The following is a 23,063-nucleotide window of genomic DNA, read 5'->3' as shown; positions in this document are numbered from 1 at the left end:
AATTGCGGAAGCTATCATGCATATCCGAGACCAATCCGCTATTCGCGCGTGCCGCCCTGCCTTGTCCAAAAGACGCGCTGTATGTCACACCAAAGAACGCACGTCAGTCATTGGAACCCAGAAACGAAAATCCGTTCGGTTTGAAACCGCAGAAAGAACCTGGAAACCGCTCCGAAAATAGATGGAAAACGACCAATGCTCGGTTCCTAATATTTCAGGCCCGCAAGAACCCACGAACGGCTTCGCAGGTCAACATTGTAATACGCGAGACTCCTTCGCGAAATGGTACTCAACAGGACACTCGGACCCTTTGTTTGATTTCTAAAGGGGTCCATGTTCCAACTGCTTAAGCCACTCATTCATATGGATTTCAGTCCGTTGAAGTCGGTTTGAGGCAGCTTCCCTCGGCTTTAGGCTGTTAAACCGGGGTCTCATGGACACTTTTTGTGACCTACCGCGTTTTCCACCCTCCATTCAACCCGACTGCCACTTCGGCATAGCCCTGTGGGAACTGGTCCGCTGGCCGGGCTTTCATGGGTTGTTTAGGCGTACGGCCCTGGGTGGTTTGAGGGCGTGTTCGTATTGACCGAAAAGACTCGAAACTCGGAGAGGACAATTTGATGAGTATCAAAAAAGAGATTTCACCCGATTTCCCGTTTCAATCGAAGTACACCAATGTGAACGGACAGCGCATCCACCATGTTGACGAAACTAAAGGCGCATCGGTTGTAGTTTGCACGATAACCCGACCTCATCCTATCTGTGGCGCAACATCATCCCCTACGCGGCCCGGAAAGGCCGCGTCATCACATTGGATTTGATCAGCATTAGCAAATCGGACAAGCCAGATAACCCGTATCGGTTTGGTGATCACGTGCCTTTCGTGGAGGGGTTAATCAAAGCGTTGGGGCCAAAGGACATCACGCTCGTCATCCATAGTTGGGTCTCGGCATTGAGGTTTCACTATGCCCGCCGGCATCCAGAGAGTATCCTGCACACCGCAAGAGATGTCGCACTATCGCGCGCCCTTTGCCTTGGCCCGCAGCCGCAAACCGGCGCGGGTCTTTCCTAGCGAAATCCCCATCGGCGGCACACAGGCGGATCTTCATGGCTTCGTCGATGTCTACAGCCACTGGCTGGTAGAAACCCCGGACCCCAATACCAACGTTCCACGCCACATCGGGAGGCACCATCGGGCCTGCCGAGGTCGCCTTTTGTCAGACCATCCGGAACCTGGAGGCGGTGGATTTTGGTGCAGGCATTCAATCCCTAAAGGAAGATAATCCGCACTTGATTGGGCAAAAGCTGGAGGAGTGGCTGTGGCACCTGCCTTCATGACCATGTTCGGCCGCGCGAGTCATTTGGGCCAAATATATACAAATTGGATTTGCTGACTGTATGATTCAACAACCACCGCAACGCGATAAGTGGACAATTACCGGAGGGAAGCCTTGCTGAATATGACGATCCCCATACCATTGATGCTGGCCGCCATATTGCCCGCCTTTCTGGACCGGTGCGCTGGTTCGGATACCAGCGTGGCGTTGGGTGTACTGGCCCGAGATCGGGTTGCCTTGACTGCGACGGCCAGTGAAATCGTAGTGGAACTGCCGGTTGCCGAAGGCACCGTCGTCAAGGCTGGGGATACGCTGGTTCAGCTTGATCCCACATTGCAAGCCGCAAAACTGAGCCTGGCGCAGGCGGAACTTGAGAAAGCGCAGGCAACGCTTCTGAAGCTGCAGGTTGGACCGCGCAAGGAAGAAATCGCGATTGCCGAGGCTAAGGTTGCCGGAGCTGTCGCGCGTCTTGCCGATGCCGAGGCAATCTACGAAAGAAATGCAAAACTGGTCGAAAACTCGGTCGTGACAGAAGCGCAGGTGGCAAACAATCTGGCCATAAGGGATTCCGCGCGGGCTGAATTGGCAAGCGCGAGGGAGTCCCTAAAGGAACTGCAAAACGGCACCCGCCCTGAAGACCTGGCGGTCGCCGAGGCCAATGTGCGTGCAGCGGAAGCGTCAGTCGAAGCCGAGCAGACCGTGTTGGATGACCTGACAGTCGTTGCCACACGCGATGGCGTGCTGGATTCCTTACCCTGGAACCTTGGCGAGCGAGTGACTTCTGGCAGCCCGGTTGCGGTGATGGTCACGGGACAGACGCCCTATGCGCGCGTCTATGTGCCAGAGCCTCATCGCGTCAATCTGAAACCCGGTGACACACTCGAAGTACGCATCGACGGGCTCGACGCTCCGCTGGACGGCGTCATCCGATGGATCAGCGACGATGCATCCTTCACGCCCTACTACGGGCTGAACAAGGATGACCGAGCCCGTCTGGTCTATCTGTCCGAGATTGATCTGCCCACGGCATCCCCGGACTTGCCTGCCGGAGTACCAGTGCAGGTCCCCATGCCATGAATGATGTCATCGTCTCGACGCAAGGTCTGACCAGGCGCTTCGGGGAGAACATTGCAGTCAATAATTTGGACCTCGAGATCAGAGCGAGGCAGATTTACGGGTTTCTTGGCCCAAACGGCTGCGGCAAGACCACGACAATGCGCATGCTGACCGGGTTGCTGACCCCGAGCAGTGGAGAGATTTCGGTTTTGGGTCGGTCGATGCCCGAGGCGGCAGAACCGCTGAAAAACGAGATCGGGTATATGACGCAGATTTTTTCCTATTATCGCGACCTGACCGTACTGGAGAACCTCAGATTCGCGGCGGACATCTACGGCATACCCTCGAAAACGGCCACGGATCGGATCGACGAGTTGCTGCACACTTACGATCTGACGGCAAATGTCCATCAGCTCAGCGGCAGTATGAGCGGCGGACAGCGGCAAAAGCTGGCCCTCGCGGCCACCGTCATGCATCGCCCGAAACTGCTGTTTCTGGACGAACCGACATCCGCCGTTGATCCGGAAACGCGTCGTACGTTTTGGGAGCAGCTGTTCGATCTGGTCGACCAAGGCGCAACGATGATCGTGTCCACCCATTTCATGGATGAGGCCGAACGGTGCCACCGGCTGGCGATCCTTCAGCACGGGGTTAAAAAGGCCGATGGGTCGCCGCGTCAACTTATGGACGATCTGCAGGCCGATGTTGTGGAGGTGGAAGGACCGGATCTGCGAAAGGTCAAACACGAGTTGGACGGCAAACCAAAGATATTGTCGACAGCACAAGTCGGCTCGCGGCTACGTGTTTTGGTGGACAAGTCCGAACCTGAACCCGTTGATATGCTGCGTAACCAGCTTAACGCATTTCCTGACCTGTCCCTGAAACCTCAACGGCCAAATCTGGAAGACGTTTTTGTCAGCGCTACGCTGGGGCCTGAACCGTGATCTCTCCTCGCCGCATTGCTGCCGTCCTGAAGAAAGAACTGCTCCAACTTCGGCGGGACCGGATGACTTTTGGGATGGTCATCATGATCCCATTGATCCAGCTGCTTCTGTTTGGTTACGCGATCAACACCAACCTGCGTCACCTGCCCGTCGCGCTTGTCGATCAGTCCCAAACCGAGCTGTCCCGAACGCTGGCGCAAGTTGTTCAGGCCACGCAGGTCGTCACAATAACCGAACAGCTTCCCACCCCGCAGGACGCCGAGCGTGCAATTACGGAAGCCCGCGTACGCGCCGCGCTGATCATACCGCCGGACGTAAGCCAGCGGCTTGCACGCAGTCCTTCGGTTGGGCTGGGCTTGTCCAATGCAACAGATCAGACGAGCAGCCGGCCGGTTGCCCATTGGATCGTCGACGGATCGGACACCATGGTTGCCAGCGCAATCAAGTCCCTGCGAACGATGCCTTTGTCCGAGTTGCTGAAACAGCCGGCAAACAGGCAGGTGCCCACGTTTGAGGTGACGCTCTACTTCAACCCCGAACAACGATCTGCGGTCAACATCGTACCGGGTCTGGTGGGTGTCATCCTCACCATGACGATGATCCTTTTCACTTCGGCGGCCATCGTTCGAGAGCGCGAGCGGGGCAACATGGAAATGCTGATCAACACTCCGATCAAATCGATCGAACTGATGGTCGGAAAGATCATTCCCTACATCTTCCTTGGCCTCATACAGGTTGCGATCATTCTGGGCCTTGGGCACGTGTTGTTTGATGTCCCGATCAATGGCGGATTGGGCACTTTGCTTGTGGTGACTTTGCTGTTCATCATCGCCAGCCTTTCCCTCGGGCTGGTCATCTCAACGCTCGCCCAGAACCAGCTTCAATCGATGCAGATGACCATCTTTGTTCTGCTGCCCTCGATCCTGATGTCCGGGTTTATGTTTCCCTTTGACGGCATGCCGCGACCGGTCCAGATCATCGCCCAGGTGTTGCCGGCGACGCACTTCATGGACATGATCCGCGGTGTCGTTTTGCGCGACGCGTCTCTCTATGAGTTGCGCTGGGAAGTTCTTTGGATGATTGGTTTTGCGATATTTGGGCTGGCCGCCGCTGCGCTGCGGTTCAAGAAACGGTTGGGATAGAGTCGACCCGGATGCCCGCAGTCATCGGGAGAAACCGAAATGCCGAGTGCTTTTGGTTCTGAAATATCGAAGGCCCAGCAGAATACTTGGCCAACGCAGTGCTTTTTGTAGTTACGGCGAGCCGATCTCAGTGAGCCAGGAGCGTAGCGTACTGACGGGAGGAGACCGTTGGTCTCCGTCCCGGCAAACGAAGCACAGGGCGTTCTCGTCTTCAACGCTGACACTATTGAGGTAGACCAGCCGACCTGCCGCGAGGTCATCAGCGACCAGAATCTGGCGCACAAGGATGGCACCCTGCCCATTGATGGCAGCTGCAATCAAAACGGCAGAATTTGGGAAAGCCGAACTTTTCGCTTGAACATCCGGGTGGCGTATTCCGGCTTGTGTCGCCCATGTGTCCCAGTGTGGATGAAACTGATCATGCAAAAGTGGAAGCTGAATTATGGTGTCAGGATCAACCGGACGTTCCGCCACCAAGGAAGGCGCGGCAACAACGACGAGGCGTTCCTTCCAAAGGCGATCGCAATAAAGCCCACTCGACGGATTGCCGCCATACCGCAGGGCCACATCGACTTCGCTGTCAAAGAAATCGATGATTTGATCATCGGTATCCAGACGAATGGAGATGCCCGGGTGGCGCTTGCGGAACTCCGGAAGCCTCGGCACAAGCCATTTGATCGCCAGGGAAGACGAAAGCGATACCGTGACCGAACGCCGTGTTTTCGAACGCTTAATCGCCCCAATCCCTTGTTGCAACGTTGCGAATGAGTCCTGTGTCGCCAGATGCAGACGTGACCCTGCATCCGTGAGTTCGACCCCGCCCGGCAGTCTTCGCAGCAACCGAACATCCAGGTATTGCTCAAGTTGCTTGATCTGGCGGCTTACCGCGCCATGCGTCACGCCAAGGTCATCGGCTGCTCTACTGATGTTCAAGCGTGATGCGGCCGCGTCGAAGGCTTGCAACGCCCGAAGATGTCTGATGATTGTCATGACTGTGATTTTATCTCACATCTATGTGTCGTAAAGTCGTTTTATTGTAGGCTAGATCCCGCATATCTTAGTCAGGTCAAGGCAGAATAATCATAGCGGAGAAAGTGAAATGACTGGTGTCAGAGTGGCCCTGATGACCGGAACTGGCCAGGGCATTGGAAAAGGGTGCGCCGTCGAGATGGCGAAAGCGGGCTACAAGGTCTCGCTGATGTCCCCATCGACCCGATCCAAAGACCTGGCAGAGGAATTGGGCGGGATTGGACGCCAGGGTTCGGTCCTCGACACCGATGATCTGCAAGCAATGGTGGACGCCACACTCGACAAGTACGGAAGGATCGATGCCGTCGTCAGTAACATGGGCCATGGTGGCGGCGTACCAGAGGCAATCAAGACGGTTGGCTTTGATCCGGACTTCGACGGGCCGTTGCTGGAATTGCCGGATGAGTTGTGGCACGAATGTCTCGACATGTATGTTCTGAACGTGGTCAAACTGGCGCGCATCGTGACTCCGATCATGATTGAGCAAGGCGGCGGTTCGTTCGTGAACATCTCGTCCATGAACACGGTTGAGCCGCGCGCGCCCTACCCGATGAGCATGCTGCGCGGTGCGCTGCATAGTTTCGCCAAGCTGTTCGGAGATCGGTATGCCCGCCACAACATCAACATGAACAACCTGATGCCTGGTTTTTGCGAGAACGTGAATCTGTCCGATCTGGCAAGACGGTCCATCCCCGCGCAACGCCCGGCAACATTCCCCGAGATCGGCCAAGCCTGTGTCTTCCTTGCCTCGGAAGGAGCGCGTTATATTAACGGGCAGAACATTCTGTCGGATGGTGGGATGAACCGCGCGGTTCGATGACATTGGGAAGGTAGAGGCATGATCGTAAGATCGCTCGAAGGTATTGTTGGTACAAATAGGGATGTTACCGGCCCGGGATGGAACAGCAGACGGCTTTTGCTCGCGTCCGATGGCATGGGATTTTCGATGACTGATACAATCATCGAAAAGGATGCGGTCCTCGAGCTTGAATACACCCATCACCTGGAAGCCTGCTACTGTATCGAAGGCAGAGGTCAGATCAGGCGATTTGACGAAGCGACATGGTACCCGCTGGAACCTTTCACGCTATACGCTTTGGATCAAAACGACAGACACCTGGTACAAGCTCTGGACGGTGACCTCCGGCTCGTCTGCGTCTTCAACCCGCCCCTCACCGGGAGGGAGGTTCATCGCGAAGACGGAAGCTATGCGCCAATTGAATCCTGATGCATTGTGACTTGTTTCCAAGAGTCAAAGTTCGGGGAAAGGGAACATTGCCGAATTTCCGCATTTGGCTCGGAGCACTCATTGTCTGAAGCGTACCCCACCGGGCCCGTGCGCAATGTAGACGATTCGAACAACAACTTGGCGCGAACTCAATCCGGCGGCCCAAATTTCGAAGCTGCCGATCCGGTCTATAGAAACGCGACAGCAGCGGAATTTCTATTTCTTCGCTGAACTATCCAAAACTGACTGAGCGGTTATGTCATCAACCACCAAGGTATTGACGTGTTCGCCATTCAATGCCGCCAGGATTGGCTCAACCTTTTCTTTTCCACTTGCCACGCCAATACGGATGGGAACCAACTTGGCATCTGAAAGCGGCAGGCTGACCAGTCTGGAATTTAGTTCACTGCTGCATAGCTCGCCTGCGGAATTGACCAGATGCCCCAGCAGCTCGGCCCTGACGCCGCTGTCATACAGCTGAATCCTGTCCTCTTCTGACAGGGGGTGAGCTTGGTAGTAGGTTGCATCCTCTCCGGTCACAGCACCCAATCCCAAAAGCGAGACATTTGCGTTTCGCGCCTGATTCAGCACATCCCGCACCGCTCGGACCGACATAAGCATGTCACGCTCTTCTTTGGTATCGGCGTGCAGGGGGATGTGTATGAGGGTAGCCAAACCGCCAAGCCCGTCCGCAATGCGCGTCGCAATATGGTTTACATCCGTATAGTGTTGCCCCTGAACGCCGCCGGTCATTGGAATGACCCTGTTTGATGTGGACCTCTTGGGCCGCAGGTGGTTGGCAACGACGCTCAGCGCCTTGCCGCCCGAGATTGCGATGACGTCGTCTTCTTGCACGATTTCCTGAAAGTATTGGGCCGCAGCCTTGCCGACCAGATCCAGTGTGGTGCCCGCATTCTCGGTGACCGTATCGACGACCAGAAATTCGACACCGGACCATCGCTGCTTAAGTTGGTTTTCCAGATCAAACAACCGTTGGAATGGGCTGTGGATCCGAAACTCGACCATACCCATCTCGCGGCCTTGCTTGATGAGTCGGTTCACCTTGGCGGTCGATAGCCTAAGGTTCTTCGCAATCTCGGCTTGCAGCTGACCTTCCTGAAAATGCAAGGTCAGGACGCGGGCAATCAGGCGCAGGGTATCGGGATCGGGTCCGCTGGCGTTCACCTCTCGTTGTCCTTTCTGCTCACCAAATGGTTCGACGCGGCCGCCAGCAACAACACGGTGCCCACGACCAGAGTTTGGAAATAGGCGGGCACAAGTGTCAACATGCCAACTGTCAGGGACATGATGATCAACGCGCCGATGAAGGATTTCAAAACGCGCCCCTCACCGCCGCTGAAGGCTGTACCACCCAACAGAACCACAAGTATAGCGGTTAATTCCATGCCGTCGCCTGACAGCGGATCACCCAGCGACATAAAGCTGGACCGGGCAATCCCGGCCAGTGCGGCGCAGATGCCGACCAGAACGTAAAGGATGATCACCGTGCGGGCCGTGTTGATGCCCGAGAGTTTCGCCGCCGTTGGGTTGCCTCCGGTTGCCGCCGCGTATTTACCCAGCTTCATCCGATCCTGCGCAATGATCATTGCAATCGTCACCAGAACGGCCACCCAGAAGGCCCAGGGCAGGCCAAACAGAACACCATCGCGCCCGTAGTCGTTGAACCAACTCGGCATTTTCAGCCCGCCGCCGGATTTGATGGCCGAGACGCCATCTTCGACCAGCAGCAGCGCAATGCCCTTATAGAGGCTCAGTGTGATCAGCGTTGCAATGACCGGTGTGATCTTCAGCCGGATTACCAGAAACCCGTTGATCGCGCCCAACAGAACCCCCACCAGAACCGTCGCAAGAAAGGCGGGCAGGAAGGGCACCCCGTTGATGGCCAGCAGGGCGTAGACGACCGCGCTCAGGCTCATGGCGCTGCCCACGGACAGGTCGATATAACCCGAGATCATCAGCAGCGTGAAAGCTCCTGCCAGTGTCAGGATCGGGGCCGAGATGCGCAGGATGTTGATGATATTTCGCTCGCTCAGGAAGTTGCCGCGCTCGAACAGCGGGAACTTGTCCAGGTTGGCGGTGCTCAGCAGCACGACGACGAGGATGAGGACCAGATAGATGTAGTAGTCTTTCAGGAACCGTTTCACACGGTCTCCGGCCTTGGGGTGTTGGGTAAGGTCGGTCATCACGCGTGCCTCCGCGCCAAAGCCCATGTCTGGGCCATGATTGCGATAAACACCGCGATGGCCTTGAGGGTGAACTGCCAGTCCGGTGACAGCACCAAACCCGTCGCAGCCGAGGTCACGGTGGCCAGAACGATCGCCCCAAAGAACATGCCGATAATCGACCCGAACCCGCCGGCAATCGCAACCCCGCCCAGAAGAGAGATGACAAGCGCGTCGAATTCCATCAGTGTGCCGCGGTTGGAAAAGCCCGATTTGAACTCGGATGCCAGCAGAATCCCCACGGCCCCGGCAACAAAGGCGCTGAACAGGTAGAGCTTCACCACATGCCGCGCGTTGTCGACGCCAGACAAACGTGAGGCCACCGGGTTCGCGCCGATCAGATAGGTCAGCCGTCCGAACACCGTCTTACGTTCAACAAAAACGGCCAGGAGGATCAGAATCACCATCAGCACCACCGGCAGTTTGATCGAGGTGCCGAACATGGTCATGTTCCCCAACGTTCCGAAATCCGAGGGCAGGTTGGTGTTGCGTTGCGAGCCTTGGGTGATCACCTGTGCAATTCCGCGCGCCAGCATCATGGTGCCCAACGTGACGATGATCGACGGCACGCGCAGCGCAACCACGAAGACCGCGTTGATGGCCCCGATCAGCATGGCCCCGATCAGCGCGCAGACCATCGCCAGCGATGTCGGCATCCCCCAGCCTGAAGAAAGTGCATTCGCCCCATCCGTAGACTGCGCGAACCACACCGCTAATACGCCCGAAAGCGCCACGATACCGCCCACCGACAGGTCGAAGTTTCCCGAAACCAGCAAGAACGTGACCCCAACGCCCAGCGAAATCACTGCCCAGTTATTGGTCACCAGATTCACGACGTTCTGAAACTGGAAGAAGTTGGGCACCAAAACGGAGGCGAGCGCGAAAAGTGCCATGGCGGCCCCCGCTACCAGAGAGGTGATGAACATCTCGTCACTCAAACTGTTGTCCCGCTCAGTCAGCCTTCGGCCCTGAATTGCCTGATCGGTCATGAGTTTTCACCGCCCCCACCGGTAACGACATTCAGGATACGCGGAATGTCGACCTCTGCCCCGTTTTTGATCTCGGCCTCGATGCGGCCGTCATACATCAGAAAGACCCGGTCGCAGATGCCCAGCACCTCTTCCAGTTCTGACGAAAAGATGCAGATCGCGCGGCCGTTGTTCGCCAGGTCGCGGATCAGATCGTAGATTTCGGATTTTGCGCCAACGTCGACGCCGCGCGTAGGTTCATCCAGCAACAACAGATCCGCATCAGCGAACAGGCATTTGGACAAAACAACCTTTTGCTGGTTTCCGCCCGATAATTTCTCGGCGTATTTCTCGATGGAATTCGTCGCGATCCCCAACTTGCCGACATACTCGCGAGCGACTTCTTTTTCGCGCTCATCCTGAAAGATGCCGAACCGGGCCAGCTTGCGGATGTTCATGATCGGAATATTGCGACGGATCGTAAGTTCGGTGAACAGGCCCTGCGTGCGCCGTTCCTCGGGAACCAGGGCGATCCCTGCCGCGATGGCTTCCTTGGGCGAGGCCGCGCGTCTGCGGTTCTTGAAATCTATCTGCCCTTCGGCCTTGTCAGCCCCATATATCGCCCGGGCGACCTCGGTCTTGCCTGCACCGACCAGACCGTAGAAGCCAACGATCTCTCCCTCATTTACATGAAAAGACACGTCTTTCAGCAGGTGATTGCTCAGACCTTTGACTGTCAGCAGCGGACTATCCGCAATTTCGCCGCGCGGCTCATAATCATGAGTGATCGCGCGTCCCACCATCATCTCAATCAGTTCAGGGCGGCCGTTTACCTCGGTCAGTGGTTTGGTGGCGATGTGTTTGCCATCGCGCATGACGGTGACATTGTCACCCAGTTCAAAAATCTCATCCAGCTTGTGCGAGATATAGATGACCGTCACGTCCGCGTCCCGCAGCCGCCTGATCACGCCGAACAGGCGCTCCACTTCACGCTCGGACAGCGCTGCAGTCGGTTCGTCCATGATGATGATGCTCGCACCCGAGGACGCGGCACGGGCGATCTCGACGATTTGTTTCTGCGCGACGCTCAGCGAGGACACACGCGCTTTGGGATCAATTGTCGGCTCAATCGCCGCTAGAGTTTTGATCACGCGGTCTTCAAGGTCTGACTTGACCAGAAAACCAAAGCGACTGGCTTCCATCCCCAGTGTCAGGTTTTCCTCGACGGTCAGTTGATCAACCACATGCAATTCCTGAAACAGCGTCCCTACACCGCTTTCACGGGCATCCTGGGTGCTGTTTGGCTCATAGGCCTGGCCCTGGATGGCCATCGACCCGCTGGTCGGGGCCAGTGCCCCGGTCAACATCTTCACGATCGTCGATTTTCCGGCACCGTTCTCTCCGACCAGGCAATGCACCGTGTTGCGATCAATGTCGAATGACACGGTGTCCACGGCCCTCACGCCGGGGTAGTCCTTGGTCAAATCCCTGACGGACAGCGCTTTTTCGGCAAAAGCAATCTGCACGATCATCCCCTTTTAATCCGCAAGCCACCGACCGGCGCAAAGGGCCGCGTCCTAGGATCAAGCTTATCCGAGTTTGGATGCGTTGCCACCAGCGCCGGAACCCCGTGCGGGTTTGAGGTGTTGGAGCAGGCAGCATTGCAAGAACCGGCTGGGCAGATCAGGCCCGTTGTCGACCAACGGACCTGTTTGCCAAAGCCTGGTTCAGTCAACGTCCATCAGCCACCGAACTGGTCCTTCAGCCACTGCTCGGCCTCTTCCTTCGGCATGGACCAGTAGGAAACAGTGTAGGCCTTGTAGAAAAACTCTTCCGCCGTGTCCGAGGTCCGTTCGATCTTACCGTCCAGCACATCCATGATCAGGTCAATCCGGCCCTGCGCGGTTTCCACAGGCGGCAGACCCATCGAAACTTTTAGGCTGGAAGCAGGATCATAAACCTGTTCGAACTCGACCGAGTCAAAGTCGACACTGGCCACAATCTCGGTCAACGGCTTGCCATTGTCGAACTTGCCGCGCCCCAACTGCGCCAGCCCGGCCATCGTTCCCACGGTCAGGTTCGATGCTTCGGAATAGATCAGGTTCACTTCGGGGCGCTGTGTCAGCAGGTCGACGATGATCTGCTTGGCCGCTTCCTGGCCCTTGCTGGAATCGAGCGCGCCCAGATTTTCGGCGTCGGGATCAACCGACAGGACACCTTCGGCAAATGGCGCGGTCCGGCCCGAGTTGACTTCGGTATGGTTTGGCCAACCCAGTTGCACCATGACGATAGGTTTATCGGGATGTGCCTCTTTCCAGGCCTTGGCCATTTGCGCGCCCATCTCGAACGACACGGCGGCTTCATCGCTGCGCGCGGTCGGAATGCCGGTATCCGTGATCGGGCTGAAGAACGAGGTCATGACGATATCATCTGCCAGCGCATCCTCGACACCGGGTGTGGCGGCCTCGGCATCCCAGATGTGCAGTGTGGCAGCATCGAATCCACCTGCTGCAATTTGGTCAACGTTCTGTGTCATGACGGCTGAATCCGCCCGGCCATCAAACACCACCACCTCAGCGCCGTACTTTTCTTTTGCGTAGCGCTCGGCCTCGGCGGCCTGAGACTGGTGAAACACGTTCGACAAGTCAGATACAAAGAACGCAATCCGCTTGCTATCATCGGCAAAAGCTCCGGCGCCTCCAACAAGCGTTAGTGTTGTTGCCAGCAGGCCGGCCTTGAGTACATTCCTCCGCTGCATTTTCTTCTCTTCCCTTTTGTTTTCTCCAGAGTGCGGTCGATCCGGGACAGAGCGCTCCGGAGCCGCGATCTCAGCCAATACCCCTCCTCAGGAATTGAAACTGAAATATATTGCAGTGATTGTTATTATTATCATTTTGAGGTGCGCAGTCAACGTTTTTGGCGGTTTTGCGGCTAAGATGCTCCATGAGATCGGCTAGTACATGTTTCACGTATCTTTTTGTTTTTATTGCATATTTTTGCCATCAATGTCTTGCATGCTCCCCATGCGAATTGCCCCTCTGTCACCAGAACTATGACAGAGAAAATAATATTGCGGAAACTCAGCAAAAAATCAGAAAAACGAATCCCTTGGCCCTTAGGTTTTGGCCAGTTTTTGAACCGAAATCTGGGCCTTTCCCTTTACGATTTCTTTGAACCTGGCCATGTGCGACGTGCGCCCGTGATTGGCAATCGCCTCGGCATCTGACCAGATTTCATGGATCAGAAACTCAGCCTGTTGATTGGCTGAAACAAACACGTCATAGCTTTTGTTTCCCGCCTCTTCGCGGCTGGCAACGGCCAGATCATCAATGGCAGCACGCAGCGTTTCCTTGTGGCCGTCTTCCGGCACGATCCGCGCGATGATCACGACTTCCGACACTTGTCAGACTCCCTTGCGGATCATATCCGCCGCCTTTTCCGCGATCATCACAACAGGTGACGCGGTGTTTCCCGAAACGATTTTCGGCATGATCGACGCGTCGACTACCCGCAATCCCTTCAGCCCATGCACCCTGAGATCCGCGCCCACCACGGCTGAGGCGTCCGACCCCATCTTGCAGGTACCGACGGGGTGGAAAATTGTGGTGGCGATATCCCCGACACCTTTTACCAAGTCATCTTCGGACTCCATCACCGGACCGGGCAGGATTTCCTGCGGCTGATAGGGTTTCAGAGCGTTCGCCGTCATGATCATCCGCGCCTGCCGCACGGATTTCACGGCGACCTGTTTGTCATTATCGGTCGACAGGTAGTTCAGGCGAATGTCAGGCTGCGCCTTGGTATCCGCCGCCTGAATATGGCAGGTGCCCGTGCTTTCAGGGCGCAGGTTGCAGACCGATACGGTGATCGCCGGGAACGGGTGCAACGGGTCGCCCAACTTGTCCGTGGACAGGGGCTGCACGTGGTATTCCAGATCTGGCGTGGCCAGATCCTGGTTGGATTTGGTGAACATGCCGAACTGGCTGGGAGCCATCGACATCGGCCCGGATTGCGTCAGACCATATTGCAGAACGATCTTCGCCTTTCCAACCAGGGAATTCGCCATCGTGTTCAGAGTTTTTGCGTTCTGGACTTTGAACACCGTCCGTATCTGCAAATGGTCCTGCAGGTTCTCGCCCACACCTTGGCTTTCGTGGTGCAGAGCGATGCCATGTTCAGCCAGCACATCACCCCGCCCGACACCCGACAGTTCCAGAATCTTGGGCGAGTTGACCGCTCCGGCCGCCAGCAACACCTCGGCCTGGGCAAAAGCTTCGCATCGCTCGCCTTTGTGCTGATAGCGCACGCCCGTTACCTGTTTGCCGTCGAACAACAGCGTCTCGGTCTCGGCGTGGGTTAAAACACGCAGGTTGGGGCGTTTCATCGCCGGGCGCAGAAAGCCTTTGGTCGTGTTCCAACGCACACCTTTTCGCTGATTGACCTCGAAAAAACCCGTACCTTCGTTATTGCCATCGTTGAAATCGGCGCGCGGCAGAATGCCGAACTCCTTGGCACCTTCCTGCACGGCCCTAAGGATGTCCCATTCCAAACGCTGTTTCGAGACCTTCCATTCACCGCCATGCCCATGCATGTCGGTCCGCCCGGCATGGTGATCCTCGGATTTCAGGAAATAGGGCAGCACGTCATCCCAACCCCAGCCAGTATTTCCCAGCTGCCGCCAGTGATCGTAGTCCGCGGCCTGGCCCCGCATGTAGATCATGCCGTTGACCGACGTGCATCCCCCCAGCACCTTACCGCGCGGATAGGCCAGAGAACGCCCGTTCAGCCCCGGTTCGGGCGCGGTTTTCATCATCCAGTCGGTACGTGGATTGCCGATGCAATAGAGATAGCCAACCGGAATATGCACCCAGTGGTAGTTGTCTGAACCGCCTGCCTCGAGCAGCAGAACTCGTGTTTTGGGGTCTTCGGTCAATCGGCTCGCCAGAACACATCCGGCCGTGCCTGCGCCGACGATGATATAGTCGTAGTCCCCATCAAGTTGCCCGGCGTCTGTCATGAATTTCTGGTCTTTCTGATTAATACGCAACAACAAGTTTGCCGATCATGCGGCCGGTTTCAATGATCCCATGAGCTTCTTTCAGCGTGCCCGCCGACAAGCCCCGCAGCGTTTTGGTTTCAGTTGTCCAAATGATCCCGTCATCAACAAGTCTGGCAACCCGCGCCAATATCTGCCCCTGACGCGCCATGTCTGCGGTGCCAAACAGAGATCGCGTGAACATCAGCTCCCACATCAACGCGGCGGATTTGCCTTGCAGGGCTGAGATGTCCAGCTTTTCATCCGTCTCGACGATGGTCCCGATCCGTCCCTGTGGCGCGATCAGTTCGCACATCGCGTCCCAATGCTGCGCGGTATCGGCGTATTGGGTGATGTAGTCGACAGTGTCATGCCCGACGGCCCGGAAATCGGCGACAAGTTCGCGGTGGTTCACCACCTGATGCGCACCCATTTCCTTGCACCACTCGGTGGTTTCCGGGCGCGAGGCGGTTGCGATCAGGTGCAGACCAGTCAGCTTGCGCGCCAGTTGCAAAGTGATCGATCCGACCCCTCCGGCCCCGCCTATGACCAGCAGACTGGCTGGCGTCTCATTGGCAGGCACTTGCAGACGGTCGAACAGCATTTCCCACGCGGTCAGCGACACCAGGGGAAGCGAAGCTGCTGCTTCGGGGCGGACCGAGGACGGTGCCACGGACGCAATCCGATGATCAACCGCCTGCAACTCGGCATATGAACCCGGACGATTGGCATCACCCGCGTACCAGACCCGGTCGCCTTTGGAAAAACCCGTGACCTCTGCGCCCATTTTGCGGACAATCCCAACCGCGTCATATCCAAGAATGAACGGCTCCGCATGATCCTGCTCGGCGGCTGTCCGGATGCGGCGTTTCGCATCTGCGGGGTTTACCGAGACCGCCTCGATTTCCACCAGAAGATCGTTTGGCAGCACGACCGGTTCCGGCAGGTCGACATCCAACAGGCTGTCCTGTGCTTCAATCGGCAGTGACTTCAGAAACCCTACAGCTTTCATTTTTCTACCTTTCAACTGTCGTTTGAGCGTCGTCCCAGAACCCGCGCATCGCTTCGATCAACGCGAGATACTTGGCGTACCGGGTGTCGTAATGGCGCTGCATCGCCGCATTCGGCTGGAACTCAGAGTCACGGCGGGTCATCTGACCAATCGCGTCTTCATATGTTTCATAAGTTCCGGTCGCCACCGCTACTCCGATGGCCGCGCCCAAAGCGCCCGTTTCCTGCGCCTCGGCCACATAGATCGGCACGCCAAGGCAATCCGCGAACATCTGCGGCCAGACCGGGCTGCGTGAGCCGCCGCCAGACAGAACCGCCTGGTCGAATCCGACGCCTGCGGTTTTCAGAACCTCGATATGGCGGCGATGCTCAAACAAGACGCCCTCGAACAGGGCCCGCAGCATGTGACCTTCGCCATGCCAGCCCGCGACACCATAAAACCCACCCCGGAAAGACGCCCCCTGTCCCGAGCCGTAGAGAAAGGGGTGAAAAAACGGATCGTCTGGCGCGGGATCAACCTCGGCCACTTTGGCATTGCAGTGTCCGAACGGGTCGTCATGATGACCCCCGCGTTCTACGAACTCGCGCACATACCATTCCAGATTGGCCGCCGACGTGGCACTGGCCTCGATATTCACGAACCGGTTCGGACCAAAACCCGACACCATGAACAAATCGTGATTGACCGCTGGCGCATCCGAGAAAACCTGATTGATGCTCCAGGTGCCCGCGATGATCGAAGCCTCTCCGGCGCGCACGACCCCCGAACCCATCGCGCTGGAGACCACATCGAAATAGCCGCCGATCACCGGTGTGCCTTCGGCCAGACCCGTTGCGACGGCGGCCTTTTGACTGACGGTTCCGGCAATATCCGCCGGATCGATCAGGCGCGGAAGCATCTGGCGCGCATCGCTCAGGCCATAAAATGCCAGCAGGCCGTCGTCATAGGTGCAATCCGGCATGCGGGTCAGGCCGCAACCTGACATGTCCGAAATCTCGCTGACCCGCTCACCGGTCAGCTTGTAGGTTATGAAATCCTTGCACAGCATAACCGTGCCGGTTCGCGCATAAAGCTCGGGTCGGTGCCGTTTGATCCAGGCCAGAAGAACCGGGGTCTGTGACGGCCACGGTTTTTGCAGGCACAACGCGTGCAAGGCGTCGCCGGCCGCCTCGGAAAGCTCCTGAGCCAGAGATGCGGCGCGCGTGTCCAGCGATTGGATGCCGATCAACGGCGCCCCCGCCTTGTCCAGCAGGTAAAGCCCGTTGCCATGCCCGGCACAGCCAACGCCGATGATCTGGTCAGGGGTTATCCCGGCCTTGTCGATACATCCGCCGATCACCTGCCGGGCATTTGCCCACAACTCGTTCAGGTCACGCTCGACATGCCCTGGCTGCGGCGTCGAGGACTGCCCGTCCAGCGCCTGCATCGCCACAGGGCGCCCCTGCAGGTCAAAAAGCACAGCCTTGATAACTGTATTTCCTGCATCCAGCCCTAGAATATACCCGTTCTTAGCCACTGTTATAGATATCCCACGCTTCTTCACCGCCTGCGCCATTGTGGATCATCGCCATCAGAGCGGCCACAACTGCCTTGGGGTTGTCATGCTGATAGATATTGCGGCCATAGACCATGCCCTGCGCGCCCTGTGCCATCAGCGCCGCCGACTTCATCAGAACGGTCTTAAGGTCTTCCTTGCCACCACCACGCACCAGAACCGGCACGCGGGCGGCCTCGATCACGCGGTGGAAATCCTCGGGGTTCCCGGTTGGGTCGGCCTTGATGATATCGGCCCCCATTTCCGAGGCCAGACGCACCAGTGTCACGATCTTCTCGGCATTGCCATCCACCTGGTAGCCTCCGCGCACATCGTTAGGCAGCATGACCAGTGGCTCGATCATCAGCGGCATCCCGTATTTGTGGCAGGCTGCGCGCACCTTGCTGATGTTCTCGACGCATTGGCGGAACAGTTCAGGCTCATCCGGCAGCATGAACAGGTTCACAACGACGGCTGCGGCGTCCATTTCCAGCGCGCCGATGATCGGCTCGTCTGCGTTTTGCAGCATCGACCACATCACCCGGTGGCGCTGATCGTTGTAAGGGTTGCCCATGTCGATCCGCATCACCAGCGCGGGCTTGTCCTTTTCGGGACGCGATTGCAGCAGATCGGCCTGCCCGTAGGCACATTGGATCGCGTCCGGCCTAGCCCCGATCAGCGTGTCCATCACACCCGCCATATCCTCCAGCCCGACCATAAAGCTGGGCTCGTTGCAAACGCCGTGGTCGATCGCCACATCCAGACATCCCCCGTTCGTGAACATCCGGTTCATCCGGGCCTTGGTGCTTACACGCATTCTGTTCTCCGTTCCTTGTTTCGTGCGGTCAGAGCCTCGGCGGACACGCCGTGAAACTCGGACAATTCGTGGATCAGGGCTTGGATCTGATTGGTAATCTCTTGTTGGCTGAGACCACGTTCATCGACAAAGATGCCGCCTAGCCGGTCCAACAGCATTTCGGAAATCTGACCTGTTATGGCCAGCGCGGTCCGGCGCAGGACAATGTCGGACAGGGTTTCGACAAATTCGGTGCGCATCAGCCAGATGATCTCGGCCCTGGTGTAAGAGCAGCCCGCCGCCAGAGGCGCGTCGTCAACCAACTGGCAGAACAGCGCAACATCATCCGCTTGACTGCCGTAGTGCCCGATCAGGTGTTGTGCGCGATCGGGTGTAACGTGGAATTCTTCTTCCAGCCGGCTTTCCAAGGTACGCGGATCGTCGGGGAACAGCGCGCCGCCGCCAATGGCGAGCCCCAGAGTCGAAGTTTGCCGGGGCTTGCCCAACTCGGCCAGAACCTCATCCCCGGTCTGTTCTCCAAAAGCGCGGAACGTGGTCCATTTGCCGCCGACCATGCAGAACTGGGGAACATCTCCGTCCAAACGTCGCGTGAAATGGCCCCGCGATATTCGACCGGTGAAATCGTGATCGCTGCGCGGCAACGGACGGATGCCGCTAAAGCTGAACACCACCTGGTCGGGCGTGACCTTGATCTTGGGAAAAACCAACCGAAGTGAGCCGAGGATGTAGTCGAGTTCCTCCGGCTCGCAGCGCACGCGCGCAGCTTTCTCGACGCGGATGTCAGTCGATCCGGCCAACACTTTGCCCTGATAGGGGAACACGATGCACACCCGCCCGTCCGTGTTCTCGAAATAGACCATATGACCACCAAGCGCCTGAAACAGAGCCGGGTTTTCGACGATCAGGTGCGAGCCCTTGGTGCCCGAGACCATATGCTCATCCAAGGTGCCACCCAGGACTTGCACGGTATCGTCCAGCCAAGCGCCGGTCGCGTTTACGATTACCCTTGGATCAAGTTGCAGGGTGTCGCCGCTGCGCCTGTCGATCACAGAATAGCCATCGCCATCTGTTGCCATCTCCGCGTAGTTGAGGGCAACGCATTCCGGGGCCGCCACCTGAACGTCGCGGATCATTTCAACGCATAGACGTTCGGGATGGGTGATCTGCGCGTCGTAGTACACCGCTGAACGTGTGGCTTTCGGTGTGAGCGCGGGCCAGTCCTTGCGTGTGCGACCAACGCTGTTGAAATGATGCCTGGGCAGAATTCGCCGCTTGCGCGTCACCCAGTCATAAAGCGACAGGCCAAGCTTGATCGGCACCGCCCCACGGCTGGAGGGTTTGCCATGCCGGCCGAAAAAGCTCGCCGCTGCATTGAACATTCCGGAAAAGACCGAGGTAATCGGGATCACCGTCGGCAAAGGCCGCACCATGTGTGGAGCATTCACCAAAAGCGCATCGCGTTCCTGAAGCGACTCCCGCACCAAATCGAACTCACCGTTTTCCAGATATCGCAGACCACCATGGATCATCCGGGATGGCGCGGCACTACAGCCCGAGGCAAAGTCGTTGCGTTCGACCAGCAGCACCCGAAGCCCCTGCAGGGCAAGATCGCGGTAGACACCGATCCCGTTCACGCCCCCGCCAATCACCACCACGTCAAACGCGGCGTTCTCACGCAGTTTTGTCAGGTGTTGTTGTCGTTGTTCTGACATCATGGTCCTGTTTTTCGCGAAGGCTTCGATGGTTCAGCTGTCCAGATCGCTCAGATGCGCGCGGGCTTGGGTGTCGATCTCGGCGATCTCGGCTTCGGTCAGGCGCAGCCGCCCTGCCTTCGCATTCTCGACTGCCTGTGCTGCATCCCGCGCACCGCAAAGTGAGAAGGTGATCCCCGGCTGCTGTACCGTCCATGCGATGACAGTCTGTGCCAGCGTCGCGTCATGTCCTTCGGCAATCGGTGCGATGGTCGCCATCAGGTCCGCCACTTTCTGTCGGTTCGCCATGGAAAAGCGCGGGTTGTCCTTGCGCTGATCATCGCCGGTAAACTCACGATCCGGACCGATCTTGCCGCTGAGCAACCCAAGTGCCAGCGAGGAATAGCTGAGCACGGATACGCCATTCTCACGGCACACCGGCAGCAAAGTGCCTTCGATGTCGCGCTTGACCATCGAGTATTCTTCCTGGATGGCGTCCAACTGCCCCGCGGCCACATAGACCCGTACCTCGTCGACCGAGGTATTGCTGGCCCCGATCGAGCGGATCTTGCCTTGCTGTTTCAGGGTTTCCAGCGCCTCCATCGTCTCGGCAATGGGTGTGGTCGGGTCCTGCCAGTGGGTGATGTAGTGGTCGATGTAGTCGGTGCCCAGGCGGGTCAGGCTCTGCTCGACCTCATGGATGATCGCGTCCTTGCCCAGATAGCGATGCACCGGCTTGCCGTCATAGTCGAAGAAGTGGTTGCCCTTTTGTGTATGCCAGACCAGCCCGCATTTCGTGGCCAGCACGACCTTGTCGCGCCGACCCTTAAGCGCCTTGCCAACAATGTCCTCAGCGACGCCCTGACCATAAGCGGGGGCCGTGTCGATCAGCGTCACCCCCGCATCGACCGAAGCCTGAATTGCCGCAATGGACTTCGCCTCGTCCGTGCCGCCCCACATCCAGCCACCGATGGCCCATGTGCCCAGCCCGATGACCGATGCTTCGATCCCAGACGTTCCGATTTCCCGTGTCAGCATCTCATGCGACATCCCGTGTTCCTTCCATTTCTTGTATGACTGCGGTCGCTGTATCTTCGTCCAGGATCAGCGAGTTGAGAAACTTTCCGTTCAGCACCGCCTTGATTGGCTGCACTTTCTGCGCCCCTGCACTGACCCCGATCACGCGCGAGCATTGCGCCAGATCGGATGGTGAAACCGACACCAATCGCGAGTTCAGTGCATAGTTCGACACAGACCCGTCGATATGGATGAGATGGGCCAGGAGCTCTCCGATCACGCCCATGCCCACCAGCATCTTGCGATCCGCCTCGGGCACAGGGTGCAGGTCGTAATAGCTGGAGCCTTCCGGCTCGATCGATCCGACCCCGACCAGAGCGACATCTGCCCGGCGGGCCAGGTCCAGTACCTCGCGGATCGAGGAGACCTGTTCCAGCATGTCGCGCTGTTCACGGCTTTCGGCGAACAGCGGTGCGTGCAACAGCATGGTTTTGCCGCCCAACCGGTCTGCCATCTGCGTCGCCAGATGGTTAACGTCCGTGTAGTACTTGCCCTGAATACCCCCCGTCAGCGGTACAACGGTCACGTCAAAATCACGCTCGGGTTCCAGCGCCTCGACTGTTGCACTGACGGCCTTGCCGCCGGTGATTGCGATGACATCCCCATCCCGCAGGGTTTCAACCAGATGATTGGCGGCAGCGCGGCCGACCTGCTGCAGGGTCGTCTCGGCGCTGCCGGCGACCGACGGGGTGACGATGGCGTCGCTCAGACCGGTCGACCGGGCCAGATCACGTTCGATATCCATCAACGTCTCGAACGGGCTTTCGATGTCAATCTTTACCATGCCCATATTGCGGCCCTGTGTGATCAGGCGATTGACCTTCGAGTTCGACAGGTTCAGCGTCCGGGCAATATCGGCCTGCTTCTGACCTTCCAGGTAATGCAGAACCAGAACGGTGTGGATCTGCCGGATCAGTTCGAAGTCTTTCTTCTTGCCCACCATCACCCGCGCCTCTTGTTCAAGTAGTGGTCGATGGTGACCGCCGCCAGCAGGATCGACCCACGGATGATGTCCTGCCAGTAGACCGACACGTCCAGCAGCGCCAGCGAACTGGACACCAGCGACAACAGGATGACGCCGAGGATTGCGCCAAGGATCGACCCCGAGCCGCCATTCAGACTGGCCCCGCCGATCACGGCAGCGGCGATGATGGTCAGTTCCAGCCCCAACCCGAACGTCGGCTGCGCCGAGCCGAACCGGGCCATGTAGATGATACCCGCCACGCCACAGAGCGTTGAACACAACGTGGTGGTCAGAAAGATCACCTTCTTCGTGCGGATGCCCGAATAGGCCGCGGCCTTTTCGTTGGAACCGGTATAGAACACCTTCCGGAACATGGTCGTGCGCCGCAGCATGAAATCAAAGGCGATCACGAAGACAAGGAAAATGATGATCACTATCGGGATCGGCCCGACCGATCCCTGTCCGATGAATTTGAATTCGGGCGGCAGAGTATACAGCCCCAGCGGCCGTCCACCCGTGAACAACAGGCAAGCCCCCCGCGCAATTACCATGATCGCCAACGATACGATGAAATGATGCAGCCCAACTCGGGTTACGAAGAACCCCATAAAGGCCCCGATGGCCGTACACAGCGCGATCGCCATGGCCGAGGCTACCCACGGGTTCACCCCGCTCAGGAAAAGCCACCCCGCGATCACCATGGCCAGCGCCGTGACCGAACCGACCGACAAGTCGATCCCCCCCGAGATCAGCAGGATTGTCATGCCGATCACCAGCAGTCCGTCCACCGCAAAGGCCATCGACATCGCCCGCATATTTGCCCAAGTCAGGAAATAGGGGGAGGCGAAGGACATGATCAAAAACAACGCCAGAATGATGACAATCAACCCCGTTTCGCGCATATGAAACAGGCGTTTCAGCGGCGGTATGCTTTCGGCGGTTCCCGCTTGGGTCAGGTTCACCGTGTTGTCCATATTCGTCCCTCC

At 57.7% G+C, this 23,063-nt stretch carries 21 protein-coding genes; 6 read left to right on the top strand and 15 right to left on the bottom strand.

Annotation, left to right across the window (positions count from 1 at the left end; translation table 11 throughout):
• Positions 1 to 733 precede the first annotated feature (733 nt).
• The 4 genes from ACR0JW_RS21490 (at position 734) to ACR0JW_RS21475 (ending at position 4,479) form a co-directional block, all read left to right on the top strand.
• Positions 734 to 1,072 carry an alpha/beta fold hydrolase gene (locus ACR0JW_RS21490; RefSeq protein ID WP_170682615.1) on the top strand — a complete coding sequence of 113 codons (339 nt, stop codon included), beginning with the start codon at positions 734 to 736 and terminating at the stop codon, positions 1,070 to 1,072.
• Positions 1,073 to 1,460: 388 nt separating this feature from the next.
• Positions 1,461 to 2,414, top strand: coding sequence for an HlyD family secretion protein (locus tag ACR0JW_RS21485; protein ID WP_480714415.1), 954 nt, complete (start codon positions 1,461 to 1,463; stop codon positions 2,412 to 2,414).
• Positions 2,411 to 3,337: an ABC transporter ATP-binding protein gene (locus tag ACR0JW_RS21480; protein WP_170682616.1), complete on the top strand. Its 927-nt coding sequence runs from the start codon at positions 2,411 to 2,413 to the stop codon at positions 3,335 to 3,337. The genes ACR0JW_RS21485 and ACR0JW_RS21480 overlap by 4 nt, the downstream gene beginning before the upstream one ends.
• Positions 3,338 to 3,399: 62 nt before the next feature.
• Positions 3,400 to 4,479, top strand: a complete 1,080-nt coding sequence (locus tag ACR0JW_RS21475; RefSeq protein WP_480714414.1) for an ABC transporter permease — start codon at positions 3,400 to 3,402, stop codon at positions 4,477 to 4,479.
• Positions 4,480 to 4,590: 111 nt separating this feature from the next.
• Here the strand turns inward: ACR0JW_RS21475 and ACR0JW_RS21470 are convergent, their stop codons facing one another.
• Complete coding sequence (locus ACR0JW_RS21470; RefSeq protein ID WP_170682618.1) at positions 4,591 to 5,469, bottom strand: LysR substrate-binding domain-containing protein; 879 nt, start codon at positions 5,467 to 5,469, stop codon at positions 4,591 to 4,593.
• Positions 5,470 to 5,578: 109 nt separating this feature from the next.
• Here ACR0JW_RS21470 and ACR0JW_RS21465 point away from each other — a divergent pair, with 109 nt between their 5' ends.
• Together ACR0JW_RS21465 and ACR0JW_RS21460 are read left to right on the top strand one after the other, a co-directional pair.
• On the top strand, positions 5,579 to 6,328 hold the full coding sequence (locus tag ACR0JW_RS21465; protein WP_170682619.1) for an SDR family oxidoreductase: 750 nt from the start codon (positions 5,579 to 5,581) through the stop codon (positions 6,326 to 6,328).
• A gap of 18 nt (positions 6,329 to 6,346) precedes the next feature.
• On the top strand, positions 6,347 to 6,736 hold the full coding sequence (locus tag ACR0JW_RS21460; RefSeq protein ID WP_170825282.1) for an ectoine synthase: 390 nt from the start codon (positions 6,347 to 6,349) through the stop codon (positions 6,734 to 6,736).
• Positions 6,737 to 6,952: 216 nt separating this feature from the next.
• On the opposite strand, the gene ACR0JW_RS21455 is transcribed toward ACR0JW_RS21460, so the two are convergent.
• From ACR0JW_RS21455 to ACR0JW_RS21390, 14 genes are all read right to left on the bottom strand, one after another.
• Positions 6,953 to 7,921 (bottom strand): sugar-binding transcriptional regulator, encoded by a 969-nt coding sequence (locus ACR0JW_RS21455; protein WP_170682621.1) that lies wholly within the window; start codon positions 7,919 to 7,921, stop codon positions 6,953 to 6,955.
• Entirely contained in the window at positions 7,918 to 8,940 is a 1,023-nt protein-coding gene (locus ACR0JW_RS21450; protein ID WP_170682622.1) for an ABC transporter permease, read from the bottom strand. Before ACR0JW_RS21450 ends, ACR0JW_RS21455 begins: the two co-directional genes overlap by 4 nt.
• Complete coding sequence (locus ACR0JW_RS21445) at positions 8,940 to 9,968, bottom strand: ABC transporter permease (RefSeq protein WP_170682623.1); 1,029 nt, start codon at positions 9,966 to 9,968, stop codon at positions 8,940 to 8,942. The genes ACR0JW_RS21450 and ACR0JW_RS21445 overlap by 1 nt, the downstream gene beginning before the upstream one ends.
• The gene (locus tag ACR0JW_RS21440) at positions 9,965 to 11,473 is read right to left on the bottom strand and encodes a sugar ABC transporter ATP-binding protein (RefSeq protein WP_480714413.1); all 1,509 of its coding nucleotides are present in this window, start codon (positions 11,471 to 11,473) and stop codon (positions 9,965 to 9,967) included. The genes ACR0JW_RS21445 and ACR0JW_RS21440 overlap by 4 nt, the downstream gene beginning before the upstream one ends.
• A gap of 215 nt (positions 11,474 to 11,688) precedes the next feature.
• Complete coding sequence (locus tag ACR0JW_RS21435; protein ID WP_170682625.1) at positions 11,689 to 12,705, bottom strand: substrate-binding domain-containing protein; 1,017 nt, start codon at positions 12,703 to 12,705, stop codon at positions 11,689 to 11,691.
• Between the two features lie 357 nt (positions 12,706 to 13,062).
• Positions 13,063 to 13,347 (bottom strand): putative quinol monooxygenase, encoded by a 285-nt coding sequence (locus ACR0JW_RS21430; RefSeq protein WP_170682626.1) that lies wholly within the window; start codon positions 13,345 to 13,347, stop codon positions 13,063 to 13,065.
• Positions 13,348 to 13,350: 3 nt separating this feature from the next.
• The gene (locus ACR0JW_RS21425; protein ID WP_170825283.1) at positions 13,351 to 14,964 is read right to left on the bottom strand and encodes a GMC family oxidoreductase N-terminal domain-containing protein; all 1,614 of its coding nucleotides are present in this window, start codon (positions 14,962 to 14,964) and stop codon (positions 13,351 to 13,353) included.
• Between the two features lie 19 nt (positions 14,965 to 14,983).
• On the bottom strand, positions 14,984 to 15,994 hold the full coding sequence (locus ACR0JW_RS21420) for a zinc-binding alcohol dehydrogenase family protein (RefSeq protein WP_480714412.1): 1,011 nt from the start codon (positions 15,992 to 15,994) through the stop codon (positions 14,984 to 14,986).
• 4 nt (positions 15,995 to 15,998) lie between these two features.
• Positions 15,999 to 17,510 (bottom strand): FGGY-family carbohydrate kinase, encoded by a 1,512-nt coding sequence (locus ACR0JW_RS21415; protein WP_170682629.1) that lies wholly within the window; start codon positions 17,508 to 17,510, stop codon positions 15,999 to 16,001.
• A complete protein-coding gene (locus ACR0JW_RS21410) occupies positions 17,503 to 18,345 on the bottom strand; it encodes a Cgl0159 family (beta/alpha)8-fold protein (RefSeq protein WP_170682630.1) in 843 nt (280 codons plus the stop codon). Before ACR0JW_RS21410 ends, ACR0JW_RS21415 begins: the two co-directional genes overlap by 8 nt.
• The gene (locus ACR0JW_RS21405) at positions 18,336 to 20,057 is read right to left on the bottom strand and encodes a glycerol-3-phosphate dehydrogenase/oxidase (RefSeq protein ID WP_170682655.1); all 1,722 of its coding nucleotides are present in this window, start codon (positions 20,055 to 20,057) and stop codon (positions 18,336 to 18,338) included. The genes ACR0JW_RS21410 and ACR0JW_RS21405 overlap by 10 nt, the downstream gene beginning before the upstream one ends.
• A gap of 33 nt (positions 20,058 to 20,090) precedes the next feature.
• On the bottom strand, positions 20,091 to 21,086 hold the full coding sequence (locus ACR0JW_RS21400; protein WP_170682631.1) for an aldo/keto reductase: 996 nt from the start codon (positions 21,084 to 21,086) through the stop codon (positions 20,091 to 20,093).
• Positions 21,076 to 22,056, bottom strand: a complete 981-nt coding sequence (locus ACR0JW_RS21395) for a sugar-binding transcriptional regulator (RefSeq protein WP_170612494.1) — start codon at positions 22,054 to 22,056, stop codon at positions 21,076 to 21,078. The genes ACR0JW_RS21400 and ACR0JW_RS21395 overlap by 11 nt, the downstream gene beginning before the upstream one ends.
• Complete coding sequence (locus tag ACR0JW_RS21390; protein ID WP_170612492.1) at positions 22,056 to 23,051, bottom strand: ABC transporter permease; 996 nt, start codon at positions 23,049 to 23,051, stop codon at positions 22,056 to 22,058. Before ACR0JW_RS21390 ends, ACR0JW_RS21395 begins: the two co-directional genes overlap by 1 nt.
• Positions 23,052 to 23,063: the final 12 nt, after the last annotated feature.

The organism is Ruegeria sp. BG6 (assembly GCF_056538465.1).
The sequence above is the reverse complement of the archived record's forward strand: the minus strand, read 5'-3'. Positions and strand labels throughout refer to the sequence as shown.

Bases quoted from the DNA above. Each gene is read 5' to 3' on its own strand.
- ACR0JW_RS21465 (WP_170682619.1), top strand. From the start codon at position 5,579: ATGACTGGTGTCAGAGTGGCCCTGATGACCGGAACTGGCCAGGGCATT.
- ACR0JW_RS21420 (WP_480714412.1), bottom strand. From the start codon at position 15,994: ATGAAAGCTGTAGGGTTTCTGAAGTCACTGCCGATTGAAGCACAGGAC.
- ACR0JW_RS21445 (WP_170682623.1), bottom strand. From the start codon at position 9,968: ATGACCGATCAGGCAATTCAGGGCCGAAGGCTGACTGAGCGGGACAAC.
- ACR0JW_RS21480 (WP_170682616.1), top strand. From the start codon at position 2,411: ATGAATGATGTCATCGTCTCGACGCAAGGTCTGACCAGGCGCTTCGGG.
- ACR0JW_RS21435 (WP_170682625.1), bottom strand. From the start codon at position 12,705: ATGCAGCGGAGGAATGTACTCAAGGCCGGCCTGCTGGCAACAACACTA.
- ACR0JW_RS21475 (WP_480714414.1), top strand. From the start codon at position 3,400: ATGACTTTTGGGATGGTCATCATGATCCCATTGATCCAGCTGCTTCTG.
- ACR0JW_RS21400 (WP_170682631.1), bottom strand. From the start codon at position 21,086: ATGTCGCATGAGATGCTGACACGGGAAATCGGAACGTCTGGGATCGAA.
- ACR0JW_RS21470 (WP_170682618.1), bottom strand. From the start codon at position 5,469: ATGACAATCATCAGACATCTTCGGGCGTTGCAAGCCTTCGACGCGGCC.
- ACR0JW_RS21485 (WP_480714415.1), top strand. From the start codon at position 1,461: ATGACGATCCCCATACCATTGATGCTGGCCGCCATATTGCCCGCCTTT.
- ACR0JW_RS21390 (WP_170612492.1), bottom strand. From the start codon at position 23,051: ATGGACAACACGGTGAACCTGACCCAAGCGGGAACCGCCGAAAGCATA.
- ACR0JW_RS21405 (WP_170682655.1), bottom strand. From the start codon at position 20,057: ATGTCAGAACAACGACAACAACACCTGACAAAACTGCGTGAGAACGCC.
- ACR0JW_RS21410 (WP_170682630.1), bottom strand. From the start codon at position 18,345: ATGCGTGTAAGCACCAAGGCCCGGATGAACCGGATGTTCACGAACGGG.
- ACR0JW_RS21460 (WP_170825282.1), top strand. From the start codon at position 6,347: ATGATCGTAAGATCGCTCGAAGGTATTGTTGGTACAAATAGGGATGTT.
- ACR0JW_RS21450 (WP_170682622.1), bottom strand. From the start codon at position 8,940: ATGACCGACCTTACCCAACACCCCAAGGCCGGAGACCGTGTGAAACGG.
- ACR0JW_RS21395 (WP_170612494.1), bottom strand. From the start codon at position 22,056: ATGGTGGGCAAGAAGAAAGACTTCGAACTGATCCGGCAGATCCACACC.
- ACR0JW_RS21425 (WP_170825283.1), bottom strand. From the start codon at position 14,964: ATGACAGACGCCGGGCAACTTGATGGGGACTACGACTATATCATCGTC.